Source organism: Marinomonas sp. ABL3_031, from assembly GCF_056161265.1.
The window spans coordinates 32,043-47,482 of record NZ_JBSWYU010000011.1; the positions used below are offsets into that span (position 1 = coordinate 32,043).

A 15,440-nucleotide genomic window follows, 5' to 3' on the forward strand; every position below is an offset into this window, starting at 1 on the left:
AGGATTTACGCTAGGTCAATAAAATACCTATCAGTTGATAGATATTTTTGAGTGAGTGGAATGACAGCAGATAAAGTCGACACCAAAAGCAAAATCATGGATTTGGCGGAGCAACACATCATTGCTGGTGGTTATGGTGCCTTTAGTTTTCGTGATATTGCAGAGCAAATCGGCATCAAGAGTGCAAGTGTTCACTATCACTTTCGTACCAAGGGAGACTTGGTAAGCGCAGTGATGAAACGTTATACACATGAGTTTGCCTCACAGCTGCCCGATCCAATGACGACCGAGTTTGAGCCACAAGCTATGTTGAATGGCTTTATTGATGGTTTTAAAGCCAAAGTGATTGATCAAAAGCACATGAGTTTATGCACTATGCTGACGGCAGACAAACAAGTCTTACCTGAGGAAGTCAGTGGCAGCTTGGCGGCTTTTTATGAGGTGAAATTACAGTGGTTGCAGCAAGTGTTATCACGTTTGCCGAGTTTATCAGGTGATAATCCGCAAACAGCGGCAGTGCGTTTATTGGCATGCTTACACGGTGCTTCGGTTTTGGTTCAGGCGACTGGTAAGGAAGGCTGCTTTGAACAAGTGGTGTCCGCGTGGCGTTAAGTACGCCACTTCATGTATCATATGAGCATTCAAGGAGAAGCGAAGAGTTTGATGAAATCACCCGAAAAAGCTGACAATAAGTTATATAACCCGACCTTTCAGTGGCGCTTCCTTCTCCCTCGTTTTTGGTTGACTTGGCTTGGGGTGGCTTTCACCTTTTTACTGGCTTTTGTCCCTGTGGCTTGGCGCGATACTCTGGCCAGTTGGATTGCAGGACGCTTGCTAAATACCAAAAGCGGTGCGTTAAAACGCGCTCGAATTAACCTAGCGCAATGTTTTCCTGACAAGTCGTTAGCTGAGCGAGAAGCTTTGCTGAAACACAGCTTTCAAGTGGCGGCGCAATTCTTTCTGGCCTACGGCGAACTCTTAATACGTAGCAAGCGTCATAATCAACGGCGTTGTGTGATTCATGGGGAAGAACATCTGTTTCCTCGCTTACAAGCGCGACAAAATGTCATTGCTTTGGTGCCACACTGTTGGGCAATTGATTATGCTGGCGTGATGTTAACCGCCCACGGTTTTAACACGGTCGCCATGATTCGAGATCAGAAAAACCCCATTACTGACTGGTTGATTCACTTACAGCGTATTCAATATGGGGCGCGGGTTTATCATCGTGATGCGGGTATCAAGCCCTATTTACAATCCATTAAACAAGGTTATTTAGGCTACTACTTACCGGATGAAGATTTAGGCCCACAAAATTCCGTATTTGCGCCTTTTTTCGCCACAGAAAAAGCCACCATGAAAGGTTTAGGCAAGTTGGCAAAGTTGTCCAATGCCGTGGTGGTGCCTATGTTGCCTGCTTATGATGCGCAAAGTAAACAATATCATCTGCACATATTACCGGCGTTAAAAAACTTCCCGACGGGTGATGAAAAAGCCGACGCAGAACGTATGAATCAAACCTTAGAGCAACTTATATCAGCGCATCCTGAGCAATACATGTGGGTGTTGAATTTATTGCGCACGCGTCCTGATGGGTCGCGTTTGTATTAGATATGAAGCTTTATTTTCATAGCGATATCATCAATCAGCTTTTGGGAAAATGATTTTGGGGAGTAATTATGTCTGACCACCAAACGGCAACCGTGACTGAGCAAGATATTGCAGCGGTGAAAGACTATCTTATGTCATTACAAGATAGGATTTGTGCTGAGCTGGAAGGTTTGGAGCCTAACACTCGCTTTCACCAAGACGCTTGGGACAGACCCAATGGCGGTGGTGGCCGTACGCGAGTGATCGCCAACGGCGATGTGATTGAGAAAGGTGGCGTGAATTTCTCCCATGTGATGGGCGATAAGCTACCGCCTTCAGCAACGGCTGAGCGTCCTGAGTTAGCGGGTGGTCGATTTGAAGCCATGGGCGTGTCTCTGGTGATTCACCCTAAAAATCCAATGGCACCCACCTCTCACGCCAATGTGCGTTTATTTGTGGTCTACAAAGAAGGTATGGCGCCGGTTTGGTGGTTTGGTGGTGGATTTGATCTGACACCCTATTATGGCTTTGATGAAGACTGTATCCAATGGCATCAAATGGCCCAGCAAGCGGTAGAGCCTTTTGGCGAAGGCTATTATCAGCGATTTAAAAGCTGGTGCGATGAGTATTTTTACCTGAAACACCGCGGCGAACCTCGTGGTATTGGCGGTTTGTTTTACGATGACTTTAATGAAGGTAGCTTTGCCGATTGTTTTGCTATGATGCGCTCTGTAGGAGACGCATACAGCCAAGCGTATTTGCCTATTTTGTCTCGTCGTAAAGACTTGTCTTATACCGAGCAACAGCGCGATTTCCAACTGCATCGTCGTGGACGCTATGTGGAATTCAATCTGGTATTTGACCGCGGTACCCATTTTGGTCTGCAAAGTGGTTTGGGCCGTACCGAATCCATACTGATGTCTTTACCACCAGAAGTGCGTTGGACCTATGAGTATCAAGTGGAGCCAAATAGCCCAGAAGCCAAATTGACGGAATATTATTTGACCTCAAGAAACTGGCTGGAAAATCTATAGAAGAACTGGCCTGCTCAGTTAAAACATTCATTGATAAGAGGAAGTGTTGTGGATCAATACGCCGTGGTAGGTAACCCCATCGCCCACAGTAAATCACCTGCGATTCATGCTGAATTTGCCTTGCAAACAACGCAAAGCATGCAATACACCACTTTGCTTGGTGAAGATGAGGGGTTCGAGCAACAAGTTCGCGATTTTTTCCAACAAGGTGGAAAAGGTTTAAACGTCACCGTTCCCTTTAAAGAGCGCGCTTATGCTATGTGTGATGTGCTGAGCCAAAGAGCCAAACAAGCTGGTGCGGTGAACACCTTATTAATGGCGAAAAATGGCGACCTGTTTGGCGACAATACCGACGGTATCGGCATGGTTCGTGACATTACAATCAATTATCAACAGAGCCTGAAGGACAAACGTATCTTGATTTTGGGTGCTGGTGGCGCCGTTCGTGGTGTATTGGAACCTGTGTTGGATGAACAGCCTGCATCAGTGACCATTGCCAATAGAACACTCGCCAAGGCGCAGCAATTGGCAGACCATTTTGATTGCTTAGCTTCTTCTTTTGAAGCGTTAGAAGGTCCGTTTGATATTATCATCAATGGCACCTCTGCGAGTTTGTCTGGGCAATTGCCACCATTGAAAGATGAACTGGTGGGCGAACAAACTTGGTGTTATGACATGATGTATGGCAAACAACGCACAGTGTTTTTGCAATGGGCTCATGAACTGGGCGCAGCAGGTGCAGACGGTTTGGGCATGTTGGTTGGTCAGGCGGCAGAAGCCTTTTATCTGTGGCGACACACTCGCCCTGACACCGCTTCTTTGGTAGCGCGTTTACGAGAAAAAATGGCGGATTAATTGATGAAAGCGCAGTGGTTTACTTCCGTTGAGGACATTGGCAAAGAACTTTGGGATAAAACCATTGGGGAGACCCAATACCCTTTTGCGCAGTTTGCTTTTCATCAGGCTCTGGAAAAGAGCCAGAGTATTGGCGATGGCACAGGCTGGTATCCAGAGTATCTGTTGGTCATGGATGAGGATGACTCCCCACTCGCTATTGCTCCCACCTATTTGAAAACTCATTCCCAAGGGGAATTTGTGTTTGATTGGGCCTGGGCGGATGCGTTTCAGCGTTATGGTTTTCGATATTACCCAAAACGAGTTTGGGCGGTGCCTTTCTCGCCTGTTACCGGAATTCGGCTATTTTCTCATCTGGACCCAAAAGGTGAGGATGTTACTTTTATGCATCTGTATCGAACGGTTGCCGATGTCTTAACCCAAGCGAACCAACAAAGAGAGTTTTCCAGTTGGCATTTGCTCTTTACCAAGCCTGAACACGCCACTGTATTGAAACAGGATGAGGAATACTTAGAACGAATTTCCTGTCAGTTTCATTGGTTTAACCGCAATTACCGTGACATGACGGAGTATTTTGCTCACTTTTCCAGTCGCAAACGAAAGGCGGCACGCAAAGAAAGGGACAAAGTCGCAGCGCAAGGGGTGACCCTTAAGCGCAAGTTAGGCTCCGAGTTAAGCTCAGCTGACATTGACTTCTTTTACCTGTGTTATCAATCCACTTACGCGAAACGTGGTCAACAAGGGTATTTAACTCGAGACTTCTTTGCGCAATTGGTGGAAAACATAGGTGAGCAAATTCTCTTGGTTCAGGCTTACCGTAAAGAAGAAACTGAGGAAAAAGCCATTGCGGCGTCTTGGTGTTTCTTCGACGATCATTCTTTGTATGGCCGTTATTGGGGTTGTATAGAGGAAGTCGATTGCCTGCATTTTGAGGCTTGTTACTACCAAGGCATCGAGTTTTGTTTGGAAAAAGGGTTACAACATTTTGATCCTGGCACACAAGGGGAACACAAAATTGCCCGTGGATTTGAACCTGTTTATAGCCACAGTATCCACTATATCGCCCATGAGGGTTTTCGTGATGCCATCGCTCGCTTTTGTGAGGAAGAAGCACAAGCGGTGCAGGAGTATCATAAAGATACTCATGCTCTGTTGCCGTTTAAAGAGAGTTAAAGTTCAACGGTTTATCAGCTTAGCCACGTTCTTTTAAACGCATTGTAGTTATTCGCTCTTTTCCGCTCTGCTGAGCGGGTAACTTTTGCCCAGAGCCGCAAAAGTAACCAAAAGGTCTCTTATCGGACTTTCAGTCCAAAACGTGTCATTGGCTTTGCTTGAGTAAGCTTCAGCACAACGATGCATTACGTAAGGTATTGATGGACTCTTTATGTGTTTTAGAATCTAGCTTTATTGTGTCTCGTGAGGAAATCATGGTCGTTCAATCAGGATTGAATCGAAGATTTTTCGCTGAGGGTAAAGTGTTCCAAGTGGTGACACCAAAGGCCTAAGTCTCTTCCCCTTTTAAAAGGGGAAGACGGAAGATGGGATTTTGTCTTGTATTGGCGGGATGAAACTTAAAGGGAGCAACCCTTAAGCGATAATACCGCAATTTTTCTGCTTAACTCAGCGCTGTATTTCAGCGATAAGACTTTGCCAAAGATGACACCATCTTCTGCATTTCTGCGCGCAGTTCTGAGGGATTAATGACTTCCAATTCAGAGCCGAAGCGTAACAGTTCATAACAACCATATGAGGCTTCCCCAACAGGAAGGTAAGCACGATGCCAGCCTGATTCATCTTCGGGTTCTATCTTAGCGTTATTGATCACATAGGATACACAAATAAAATCCATCATTTTTAAGCCAAGGGGAGTGATACGAACCTCAGCCATTATAGGAAACTGAATGGCTTTCACACGCCGTAAACTGGTTTGCCAGAATGCCATTAAGTTGAAGTTTTCTGGCCGTTCAAATGTGTCGGTGGATAGTGTTAATGTATCAATGCGGGATACTCGATAGGTTCGAATATCCTGTTCAACTTGCGCGATCAAATACCATTGTCCGCCCTTTAGAACGATGCCTAAAGGATTCGCTATGCGTTCACGTTTCCCTTTCCAACTCTCATAACTTATAACAATCTGGTGTTGTTCTAATACAGCAGTCATCAGCTGAGGAAGTAGCTCGGCTTTTTCGTCATCCGAAAACCAACTTGGGGTGTCCAGTAAAAATCGACTTTGCAGACGCTCTGCCTGACTTCTAAAGGTATCTGGTAAGGCTGCTTTTAGCTTCAATTGCGCATTTTCCAGTGTCGCTTCCAAGCCCATCTTCTGAGCTGGGCCTGTTAATCCTGCTAAAAAGAGTGTTTCTGCTTCTTTCTTTGATAGTCCGTTAAGATGCGTTCGATAACCGTGTAAAAGTCGATAGCCGCCCTGTATGCCTTGTTCGCTGTAAACCGGCACCCCAATCGCACTTAATGCTTCTATGTCACGATATATGGTTCGAACAGAAGTTTCGCAGATATCGGCTAAAGCGCGAGCGGTCACTTTGTCATGAGTCTGCAAAGTCATTAACAGTTTTAGTATACGACTGGCTCGCATGGGACGCTCCTGTAAGGTGCTAATACAGTGTGGTGTTTTTTATCAGTATAAATTAAATACCTGACAGAAGGTGTCAGGTTTCATCTTTAATATGGTTCATTCAGTCACCACTATTTCACCTAACATAGTTTGAGGTAATCAAGATGAATGGTATCCATAGCAAAGGCAGTATTACGCTTTATCATGCCCCACAAACCCGAGGCACTGGCGTTAGAGTGTTGCTGGAAGAGTTGGGCGCCCCCTACGAAATGAATGTGCTTAATTTCAAAGCAGGAGAAAATCAGCAGCCAGATTTTTTGGCGATTAACCCTTTAGGCAAATTTCCAACACTTGTTCATAATGGCATCGTTGTTACTGAGCAAGTTGCCTGTTATCTGTATTTAGCTGATTTGTATCCCGAAAAGGGATTAGCACCTGCCTTGGATGACCCTAATCGTGGTGCGTATTTACGCTGGATGGCTTATCAAGGGAGCAGTTTTGAACCGGCCGTGATTGATAAAGCTTTTAATCGTCCTGCCATTGAGCCTTCTCAGGCGCCTTATGGTCGTTACGATAAAATGCTGGATACGATATATGATCAAATTGCCAAAGGTCCCTATTTACTAGGAGAACATTTCTCAGCTGTGGATGTTCTTTGGGGGATCAGTCTGAAATGGTGTCGTATGTTTGGACTTATTACGACGAATCCGCAGGTGGACGCTTATATTGAACGTATTGTGTCCCGCCCCGCATTTGTTAAAGTCGAACAAGACGATCAAGTGTTGCTGCTTGAGCATTCGTAATAAGTTTTAGTTAGGCAGAGCAGGAATACAATGAGTGTTCATGCTCTGTTGCCTTTTAAGCAGCAAGATTAATATTACTTTTGGTGGTGAATTTGGCTCATTTGTCGAATGCGTTCCGCGGGAAATTCCAGTTTCTCTATCAAATAGTGTTTCAGTGCGTCAGGGTAATTTTGTTCGTTTAGCGCCTCAGTCATGCAGTTTAACCACATGGCTTTCTCTTTTTCTGTTACCACCAAATGGGCGTGAGTTTGGGGCAGATGAATTTTACCGTAGGTTTTTGCATACAAGCGTTCACCGCCCATCCAACCCGACAAAAATGCCACCAGTTTATCGATACTCAGCTGGGTGTCAGCAGGATGCATGTCAAACAAAGGACGGTATGCCGGTGTGTTTTCCATAATGCGATAAAAGCTTTCAACCAGCTTTTGTAAACCATCTAACCCACCCACTGCCTGAAAGGTGGCATCCCCCTCACCATAGTTTGGCAATGTCTGATCGCTCATGCTTTATTCGTCATCCGTTGATTTGGGAGCCTGTTTAGCGGCTTTTTCCTGATCCATTTTGATGGAGTTTCGATAGCCACCAATGGCCGCCAAAGCGCCAATGATTAAGCTCATATAGAAAGGGATTTGAAACAGCATGGTGATACTGACAAAGACACAGCCGACTGCCAATCCTTCAATATAAGGTCTAAGTTTTTTTGCCATCATATTATTGGCTCTCCTGATAGAGTAAATAGGGATAAAAAATTGCCGCCAGTTTAGCAAAATTCCACGCTCTTGTAGCTTGAATTGTGGAAAAAAGCACCAGTTATCCAACTTTTCTGGAGGAAATAGTCGCCTCTTTCAATTGCAGGGGATATGTGGACAAGTGAATCAAAAGTGGAGGCAATGGGCAAAAAATAGGCCAATTTGTTCAAAAAAAGAGCAAGAAGACCGATTAATGACAGACTGTGTGAATAACTGCTATGATTTTCCACAGTTTTTTGGAATCAAATTGATCCGCGTTGGTTTATTTTTATCCACAGAATCCCTTTTTCACATGTGAGAATCCTTTGTCTCAATTTTCTTTTGCTGCATTACTGTCCGCATGGCGCCTTAATATGGTGCTAAATAGGCGTATTTGGCGCATGGCTTGGCCACCCATGGTGTCAAATATCACCACCCCTTTGTTAGGTTTAGTCGACACTGCTGTCGTGGGGCATTTAGGTACCGCTACCTATCTTGGTGCTGTTGCCATTGGTGCCAGCATTTTTAGCTTTCTCTTTTGGGCGTTTGGTTTTTTACGCATGGGATCGACAGGCTTAACCGCACAAGCGTTAGGGCAAGAAGATGATCGCCTTGTTCGCGAATTGCTCTGGCAATCTGTGCTGATGGGCGTCTCTATTGGTCTCGTTTTAATCGCTTTTCGTGCTCCTATTCTTGAATTTGCTTTGCACTTGATGTCGGCCAGTGAGGAAGTAACGCCTTGGGCGAAAAGCTACAGTGAGATTCGTATTTACAGTGCGCCAGCCGTTTTAGCTGGCTATGCCTTAATGGGGTGGTTCTTTGGCGTGCAATACTCAAAGGGCCCATTATGGATGCTGTTGGTGATCAATTTAGTCAACATGGTGCTGGATTATGTTGCCGTGTATGGCTTGGGTATGGCCAGTGATGGCGTGGCTTGGGCGACTGTGATTGCACACTATCTTGGTGTGATATTCGGTTTGTATCTGGCGTTGCGTAAGTTGCAAGGTTTTTCTGGTCATGTGCCTTTGCATGCCTTGTTTAAGTGGCGCGAATACATTGCCCTAGTGCAAGTGAATCGGTATTTGTTCGTGCGCACCATTTTATTGTTGCTGGTGATGCTATTTTTTACCTCACAAGGGGCGCGCCAAGGTGACGCGATATTGGCAGCCAATGCTGTGCTATTGACCTTTTTGATGATCATTTCCAATGCCTTGGACGGTTTTGCTTTTTCGGTGGAAGCCTTGTGTGGTGAGTTTTATGGTCGCAAGGACAAGGCAAATTTCAAAAAGGTGATTCGTTTATCGACTTATTGGGCGCTGCTGGCCGCGTTGGTTTTGATGTTTGTTTTTTGGCTATTTGGCGATCATATTATTCACTTATTAACCAATGTAGAGAGTGTTCGAGCCGAAGCGAAACTGTACCTACCTTGGCTAATAACCTTCCCTCTGTTGGGTATTTGGTCTTTCATGTTGGATGGTGTTTTTATCGGCACCACCAGTGTGAAACAGATGCAAAATACCATGATCCTCTGCGTTCTTGGGGTCTTCTTCCCTGTTTGGTTTATGACACAAGGGTTAGGCAATCATGGGCTTTGGCTAAGCCAAGCCGCCCTCTTTCTTGCCCGTGCCTTAACCCTTTACTGGTGCTACCGACAAAACCTTCGTAAGGGTGTTTGGTTTTCGAATTGATGTCTTACAACATAAAGGTTGAATAAAGCCCAAAGCCACAGACGATCAGCAGCGCCCAACCAATAAATTGAAAGAAAACAGGCGTTTCGGCTTTTTGGATGCGGTTATGCAGTTTCTGACCAAAAACGTGACCGAGTAAAGCGCAAGGCAATAGCCAGAGTTGGTGAATCAGTTGCAGGTCGACTCCCGCTATGATGAAAGAGGCCATTTTAATGGTGACGAGAATGAACCAGAGTACAAAAAGCGTATCGCGTAATTGATGACGCGGTACTTTGGTGGCAAACACGGAAACAATCAAAGGGGCACCGATTAAGGATGTGCCACTGACGTAGCCGCCAAGCATTAGAAATGAGGTATCGAGTATTTTGTTGTTGGTGTAGAAAGGCTTATTCACTATGTATGAAATGGCGAAGACAGCAACAATTACGAAGATGACGCCTGTGACGATATCGCCCGGTAGCGTTAGCAAACCAAACACACCGATCAGTTTGGGGATGATCATGATCCCCAAGGCTTTCTTTAAATACCCCCACGCGATATTGCCGCTGTCACCTTTTTGGGAGTCTTGCAGATCCACCTTGTCGGTATGGTTTCGTTGTTTGCGTGTGGCTTTCGCGCCTTGCCAAGCAATCCAGCTAGAAAATATCAGCAGATGGATGGAAATGATGGGTAAGAACAGCAGTGGGTCATTTTCTACCAGCAGTAAAAAAGGCAAGGCTAGTACAGCGCCACCGAACCCTAAACCACTGCGTACAAAGCCGCTCCACACAAAAATGACACCAATCAGTGTGTATTGCCACCAAACTACATCCGCCATGAGTTTCCCTTAAATGCGAGCGTTAAATTATAGTTACTAATAAGCTTTTTCAAACCAATCTTGTTGATGCAGAAATTGAGTCAGTTCGTCTTTCAACAGTTGAGCCCGTGCCGATACACTGCGTCGACCTGGCCAAACAAGGTGTATTTCACGCTTTTGACCTTGCCACTCGGGTAAGACATGCACTAACTCTCCTGATTGAATGGCTTTATACACCAGGCTTTCAGGCACTAAGGTAATGCCCGCTCCTGCTTTCACCAGATTAATACTGACGTTCATGTCATTACTAATATGTTGGTGTTGCTTATCAATGGCGCACATTTCACCACTTTCATGCATCAGTTGCCAGTCTACAAAGATATCGGAGACGATGCTTGGGCAGTGTTTCAATTCATCAATATGGTTTGGCAAAGGGAAAGACGTGTGTTTTGCAGCAACTAAAATGGGACGGATATAGCCTAATAAGGTTTGAATGAGAGAGGAATTGGGCATTTTACCGGAACGAATGGCAAGATCAGCCCCTGTTTCTCGCATGTCTTGAAAGCGATTGCTCAACTCAATGTTGAGACTAATTTGTGGGTATTGGCTAATAAATTGCTGCCAAAAAGGGTCAAGTGGGCCGCCACCTAAATTGGTTGGTGCCAGAATTTTCACTTCCCCGTTCAGACTGTGCAGCGTTTTATCCAAATTTGAAATACGCTGATCCAGCGCATCGATAAATTCGGCACATTCTTGATAATAGTCCTCCCCCATTGGTGTTAGCTTCAATCCTTTGGTGGAACGATGCAAGAGTTCACATCCTAACGCTTGCTCCAAAGCGCTAATGCGCCTTGAAACCGTGGCAATGGTCATGTTGAGAGTTTTTGCAGCCTGAGTCAGGCTGTTTTTATCTGCTGCAGTAATGAATATTTTAAGGTCGTCTAGCATTTTACAAATTTGCAAATTTAGTTTTAAGAAATGACTATATTTGCAAATATAGTTGTTTGATAGACTAACTTCAAAGTTAAACAAGAGCAAAGTAGCGTTCGGGGCAGAAAAAAGCGCTTTGCAAGGAGAGAGTATGAAGTTTCGTCTTTATTTTGCGTTAATCATGTCGTGTGTATTGTCATTCCTTATGTCGGGGTGGATTACCTTTGTTAATTTAGGCTGGCATGTGGGCTTTATTGCTGATTGGATGACCGCATGGAGTATGGCATGGCCTGCGGCCGCTGCCATTTCTTTTTTGTTCGCACCTGAAATCCAAAAGCTCAGTGCTTGGTTAGCGAAAAAAGCATGAGCCTGAAGGAATTTAGAAGGCTGACGATAAAAAGACCCCCAGTAATTGGAATGTCCAACTATTGGGGGTCAGTTCAGAATATATCTCTGTGCTTTTTGAGTTGTCGTGCTTTTTTCAAAAAGAGTTAGATGGCTAAATGCGTCTGGCTGCCCTCGTTAAGCGCTAAATACACGGTATTGCGGATTTCATTGGCCAACGCGGTGGGCAGGCTTTGGCTAGGATGACGAAGCACTAAGCGTAATAACAGATTGTCTTGGTGTTCGGCTATGCCAAGCCTTGCGATGGCGACTGGTGGCAGCGCGTGATAGGGCGTTCGTGAGATAAGTCGAATGTCTTCTAACCACTCGGCTTGTTCTTCCAGTGCTAGGCGCACTTTATCACCAATGATGTCCATATCGATATGTTGATCGACAACGAGGGAGAGGTCTCGTTCTGTTATGGGTTGTCGAGAGACTGGTTGCCAAGGTGAGAGGGTTTGCATTTGTGTTTGCACTCTGGGCTCTGGGTCGCGTAATAAGCGAATGTCAGGAATGCCCTTACGTAGCATAAGTACTCTATCTAATCCCAACCCCATAGCAAGGCCCGTATAGTGTTCACTAGACCAGCCATTTCGATCAAGTAAGGCGGGATCTATGTTGCCACACTCGCCTATTTCGACAAGTTCACCCTGATGGATGTTGCCTTGTTCAATGGCATCCAGCTGCACACCGTTTTGGGTATATGGATGGGGTGAGGTGGAGATTGCCACTTTATGGTTAGGTAATAAGGTGCCCATTAATGCGGCAATACTGTCATGCAAAATCTGTTCGTCACTGGCTTGGCTTTTCGGCAGAACAATCCAGATATCCAGTTGGTGGGGCTCGGCACTGTGCCAGCGATCAATGCAGTCGCGACGATAGACAAGGCCATGACTTAATAATCCAAGTGACTCTGGACGATAATGGCGCCAGCTGCTTAACCAGGTGGGAACGGCGCTAGAGGTTTGCGTTCGTAGCATTAAATCTTTATTGACATAACGGCTATAGCGACTGTCTCTGGAGGCGCCATCGTCGGGATAGCCAAGGGCGTCATAGTTTTCGTAAACGGGCACTATGGGGTTGGCGTTTAGCCTTTGAATGTAACAAGACCATAGGGATTGGATGGCGGTTTCGGCCTCGCTGATAAGCTGTTGCATGGCATGAATGCCTTGCTTTGGGTTGGTTAGGTCGCGTAGGGAGAGTGCCTTAAGCAGTTGTTCTTGGGTGAGATATTCGTAGGTTAAATCGTTGTTAGTAGACATGGTTATGCTCCATAAATCCAAGATAAAAAGTGAAAGTCGTCTTTTTTGGATTCCTCCGAGTCGGGACTCGGAGAGAGCTTGTCTATGAAAGGTTATTTCAAGTAGAACAAAGCCGCCGGGTCCAGTGTAGGGACTCGGAGGCGGATAAATCGATGTGGACGTGCGAGTAAATAAGTCATGATTTTGATCCTAGCAGGTTGTCTTTTACAGAACAAGACATGCTTGAAGCGATTGCCTTGTTCCTAGCTGTCATAGATAAGACCTAAACCGCGTTTGGCGCTGTTGGTTCTGAGTAATCTTCTTGTTGAAGCGGATCTTGTTCTGCTTTTCCCCACTGTCTTTCCAATGGCAGTACACCTGCCCATACTGGCCAGTCGTTATCGGCAGGGTCATCAACGGGAGGTTCGGCGCGCATTTTGACGGAAGCTTCGTCGATTTTGATTCGAACCACGCCCGTGGCTTTGATTTCATTGTCGGTTATGGGCCTGAGCTGAGACCAGCGGCCTGGGCTGACTTTGTCGAGAAATATTTCAAATTGACGCTGTTTTTCTTGCGCATCATCAATCCTCTCTGGGATACCAAACAAGGTCACCGAGCGATAATTTACCGAATGGTGAAAGGCCGATCTTGCCATCACCAAACCGTCTAGCAGACTGATATTGATGCAGACTTTTTCAGCCTCATCGATTGGCCCTTTGACGTTTCTGGCCTTACTGTGACCATGCCAATATAGGTAATCCCCATCGCGCCAGTGACAAGTTGGCGTAACGAAGACTTGGCCATTTTTGGTTTGCCCCACATGACACATGAGTGCGCCATCAATAATATCGAGGGCCTGTTGTTTGTCATAAGAGGCTCGGTTTGGTCCTCTTTTGACTTTGCTTAGGGATGTCTCAAGTGTCGTGCCCATTTGTTTCTCCTTGCTTGTCATGAGGTGATTGGTATAAAACAAGTGTAGAGATTTCTGGCTTGGTAAAAAATAGCCAGCTTTGAGAAAATTTAGAAGGCCAGAAAATGAAACACAGTATGGGCAGTTTACGCTTTTCTTTAGACGAAACGGGGGAGCCCCGATATCTGCAGTTGATGCAACAAATTCAACAAGGTATTCGTCAGGGAGAACTGCAGTCGGGCGATAAGTTACCTTCTTCTCGGGCACTGGCATCTGCTTTGGGAGTGTCTCGCAGTACCACCACTCGGGCTTATGAGCAGCTCATCGCAGAAGGTTGGTTATTGAGCGAAGAAAAGCGCGGCGTATTTGTTGCTGCTTATCAAGTTACGGATCAACAAGCCATTTTAAAAGACATAGTATCCCGTCATGAGTCACTAGAAGATGAACAGACATTGTATGCTTTTGATGCAGGTGTCGATGTGTCAGCTTTCCCTTCTAAGGAATGGGCTGCCAGTATGCGTCGGAGTTGGTTGCAGCCTGATAACAAAGTCATGCAGGGGGAATATTTGACCGGATTTCCACCTTTAAAAAAAGCTTTGGTGAATTATTTGTATCGGTTGCGAGGGTTGGAGTGCCGTGCCGAGCAAATTATCATTACGGCAGGTAATCGCGATTCATTACAGCTTTTAGATCATGCTTTGCGTAAGGCAACACATAATCAGCTTAAGTGGTGGCTGGAAGAGATCACTTATCCGCCCATCAGCGAAGCATTGAATCAGCAAATTCGCTTTGGTCACATAAAATTGGATACTGAAGGCCCTTGCTTGCCAAACATAAGTTCTTACTGTGATGACAAGGTTGCCAAGAAACATGCGTTTATTGTGACACCTAATCGCCAATACCCTATGGGAACCAGTATCAGTTCCCAACGTCGTCAGCAATGGATTAAGGCTTTGGATACTGAGCAGAATCCAATGTGGCTAATTGAAGACGACTATGACAATGAATTTGTCTATCAAGGCCGCGCAGAAGTGCCCTTGATGCAAACGGCAAGATCGTTCTCGGAGGCCAGTCGCCATGTTTTTTATGTAGGCAGTTTTTCGAAGGTGTTATTTCGAGGTTTGCGTTTAGGGTTTATTGTGGCACCGCTGGAACATGTGGCTCTCATTAAGCGAAGTCAGAAACAAATCGGTATATCAGCTTCGTTACCAATGCAACCAGTCGTTGCGGATTTTTTGATCCAAGGCAATTTTGAGCGACATTTAAATCGCATGCGTCGCCACTATAGATTGAAACGAGATATGCTGTTGGCACTTTTGAGTGACTATTTATCGCCCTGGTTTGATTGGAAAAAGCCTCGTGGTGGAATGCATGTGTTAATTGAGTGTAAACCAGAATGTTTAGATTTAGTTGAGGACGGGAACACATTCGATCGGCAGTTTTGTCAGAGGTTGCGACAAGATAATGTCATTTTAAGTCCATTATCAATGCATTACTCTGATGGCAACATACTACCTAGACAAGGTTTTGTGTTGGGCTTCAGTGGGTTACAAGAAGAGCAAATGCGCCATATCTTGTTTAAGATGAAGGCCGTGTTGCAAGTGTGGAGCAAGCAATAGAGGGTCGTATTTGGTTCAATGCTTTTTGAACGAGTTCAGAATGTGAATTTTGTAAAAATGCGGTGAAGCAAAGGTTAACAAAGGATAAACTAGACTTTGTGTGATTAGTCGGATTTTGATATATTCCGCACACTTGAATTTTTACTCGTTCGCAATGATTTTGTCAGTATGAGATTTGCGGGTGGGTATGCGAACACCAATAAAGGTCTTGTTGACGGCGTTTAATTAAAGAAAAACCATAATAAAATTAATCGGTTATGGTGGCTTAAAGATTAGAATATGCCATCGTT

17 protein-coding genes are annotated in these 15,440 nt (G+C 45.2%); 10 read left to right on the forward strand and 7 right to left on the reverse strand.

Features of this window, described 5'->3' with window-relative positions; translation table 11 throughout:
- The first annotated feature begins 60 nt into the window (after positions 1-60).
- The 6 genes from ACXAH2_RS12645 (at position 61) to ACXAH2_RS12670 (ending at position 4,984) form a co-directional block, all read left to right on the forward strand.
- Entirely contained in the window at positions 61-612 is a 552-nt protein-coding gene (locus ACXAH2_RS12645) for a TetR/AcrR family transcriptional regulator (RefSeq protein WP_475078967.1), read from the forward strand.
- 51 nt (positions 613-663) lie between these two features.
- Positions 664-1,611 (forward strand): lauroyl-Kdo(2)-lipid IV(A) myristoyltransferase, encoded by a 948-nt coding sequence (gene lpxM / locus ACXAH2_RS12650; protein ID WP_475078968.1) that lies wholly within the window; start codon positions 664-666, stop codon positions 1,609-1,611.
- Positions 1,612-1,679: 68 nt separating this feature from the next.
- Positions 1,680-2,624, forward strand: a complete 945-nt coding sequence (hemF, locus tag ACXAH2_RS12655) for an oxygen-dependent coproporphyrinogen oxidase (RefSeq protein WP_475078970.1) — start codon at positions 1,680-1,682, stop codon at positions 2,622-2,624.
- Positions 2,625-2,672: 48 nt separating this feature from the next.
- A complete protein-coding gene (gene aroE / locus ACXAH2_RS12660) occupies positions 2,673-3,479 on the forward strand; it encodes a shikimate dehydrogenase (RefSeq protein ID WP_475078971.1) in 807 nt (268 codons plus the stop codon).
- Between the two features lie 3 nt (positions 3,480-3,482).
- The gene (locus ACXAH2_RS12665) at positions 3,483-4,652 is read left to right on the forward strand and encodes a GNAT family N-acetyltransferase (protein ID WP_475078972.1); all 1,170 of its coding nucleotides are present in this window, start codon (positions 3,483-3,485) and stop codon (positions 4,650-4,652) included.
- 158 nt (positions 4,653-4,810) lie between these two features.
- Positions 4,811-4,984, forward strand: a complete 174-nt coding sequence (locus ACXAH2_RS12670) for a hypothetical protein (protein WP_475078974.1) — start codon at positions 4,811-4,813, stop codon at positions 4,982-4,984.
- A gap of 128 nt (positions 4,985-5,112) precedes the next feature.
- Here the strand turns inward: ACXAH2_RS12670 and ACXAH2_RS12675 are convergent, their stop codons facing one another.
- A complete protein-coding gene (locus tag ACXAH2_RS12675) occupies positions 5,113-6,072 on the reverse strand; it encodes a helix-turn-helix transcriptional regulator (RefSeq protein ID WP_475078976.1) in 960 nt (319 codons plus the stop codon).
- 143 nt (positions 6,073-6,215) lie between these two features.
- On the opposite strand from ACXAH2_RS12675, the gene ACXAH2_RS12680 reads away from it, so the two are divergent.
- Positions 6,216-6,854: a glutathione S-transferase family protein gene (locus ACXAH2_RS12680; RefSeq protein WP_475078977.1), complete on the forward strand. Its 639-nt coding sequence runs from the start codon at positions 6,216-6,218 to the stop codon at positions 6,852-6,854.
- Between the two features lie 74 nt (positions 6,855-6,928).
- Here the strand turns inward: ACXAH2_RS12680 and ACXAH2_RS12685 are convergent, their stop codons facing one another.
- Positions 6,929-7,357: a group II truncated hemoglobin gene (locus tag ACXAH2_RS12685; RefSeq protein WP_475078979.1), complete on the reverse strand. Its 429-nt coding sequence runs from the start codon at positions 7,355-7,357 to the stop codon at positions 6,929-6,931.
- Positions 7,358-7,360: 3 nt separating this feature from the next.
- Positions 7,361-7,564 (reverse strand): hypothetical protein, encoded by a 204-nt coding sequence (locus ACXAH2_RS12690; RefSeq protein WP_475078981.1) that lies wholly within the window; start codon positions 7,562-7,564, stop codon positions 7,361-7,363.
- A 419-nt stretch (positions 7,565-7,983) separates the two neighbouring features.
- Between ACXAH2_RS12690 and ACXAH2_RS12695 the strand changes: the two genes are divergently transcribed.
- A complete protein-coding gene (locus tag ACXAH2_RS12695; RefSeq protein ID WP_475079097.1) occupies positions 7,984-9,270 on the forward strand; it encodes an MATE family efflux transporter in 1,287 nt (428 codons plus the stop codon).
- A 4-nt stretch (positions 9,271-9,274) separates the two neighbouring features.
- On the opposite strand, the gene ACXAH2_RS12700 is transcribed toward ACXAH2_RS12695, so the two are convergent.
- Together ACXAH2_RS12700 and ACXAH2_RS12705 are read right to left on the reverse strand one after the other, a co-directional pair.
- Complete coding sequence (locus ACXAH2_RS12700) at positions 9,275-10,087, reverse strand: TSUP family transporter (RefSeq protein ID WP_475078983.1); 813 nt, start codon at positions 10,085-10,087, stop codon at positions 9,275-9,277.
- Positions 10,088-10,123: 36 nt separating this feature from the next.
- Positions 10,124-11,014 (reverse strand): LysR family transcriptional regulator, encoded by an 891-nt coding sequence (locus ACXAH2_RS12705; protein WP_475078985.1) that lies wholly within the window; start codon positions 11,012-11,014, stop codon positions 10,124-10,126.
- 133 nt (positions 11,015-11,147) lie between these two features.
- On the opposite strand from ACXAH2_RS12705, the gene ACXAH2_RS12710 reads away from it, so the two are divergent.
- Positions 11,148-11,363 (forward strand): DUF2798 domain-containing protein, encoded by a 216-nt coding sequence (locus ACXAH2_RS12710; protein WP_475078986.1) that lies wholly within the window; start codon positions 11,148-11,150, stop codon positions 11,361-11,363.
- A 124-nt stretch (positions 11,364-11,487) separates the two neighbouring features.
- Here the strand turns inward: ACXAH2_RS12710 and srmL are convergent, their stop codons facing one another.
- Positions 11,488-12,642, reverse strand: a complete 1,155-nt coding sequence (srmL, locus tag ACXAH2_RS12715; protein WP_475078987.1) for a PheS-related mystery ligase SrmL — start codon at positions 12,640-12,642, stop codon at positions 11,488-11,490.
- Positions 12,643-12,904: 262 nt separating this feature from the next.
- Positions 12,905-13,552 carry a pyridoxamine 5'-phosphate oxidase family protein gene (locus ACXAH2_RS12720; protein ID WP_475078988.1) on the reverse strand — a complete coding sequence of 216 codons (648 nt, stop codon included), beginning with the start codon at positions 13,550-13,552 and terminating at the stop codon, positions 12,905-12,907.
- Between the two features lie 104 nt (positions 13,553-13,656).
- Between ACXAH2_RS12720 and pdxR the strand changes: the two genes are divergently transcribed.
- On the forward strand, positions 13,657-15,150 hold the full coding sequence (gene pdxR, locus ACXAH2_RS12725; protein ID WP_475078990.1) for a MocR-like pyridoxine biosynthesis transcription factor PdxR: 1,494 nt from the start codon (positions 13,657-13,659) through the stop codon (positions 15,148-15,150).
- Positions 15,151-15,440: the final 290 nt, after the last annotated feature.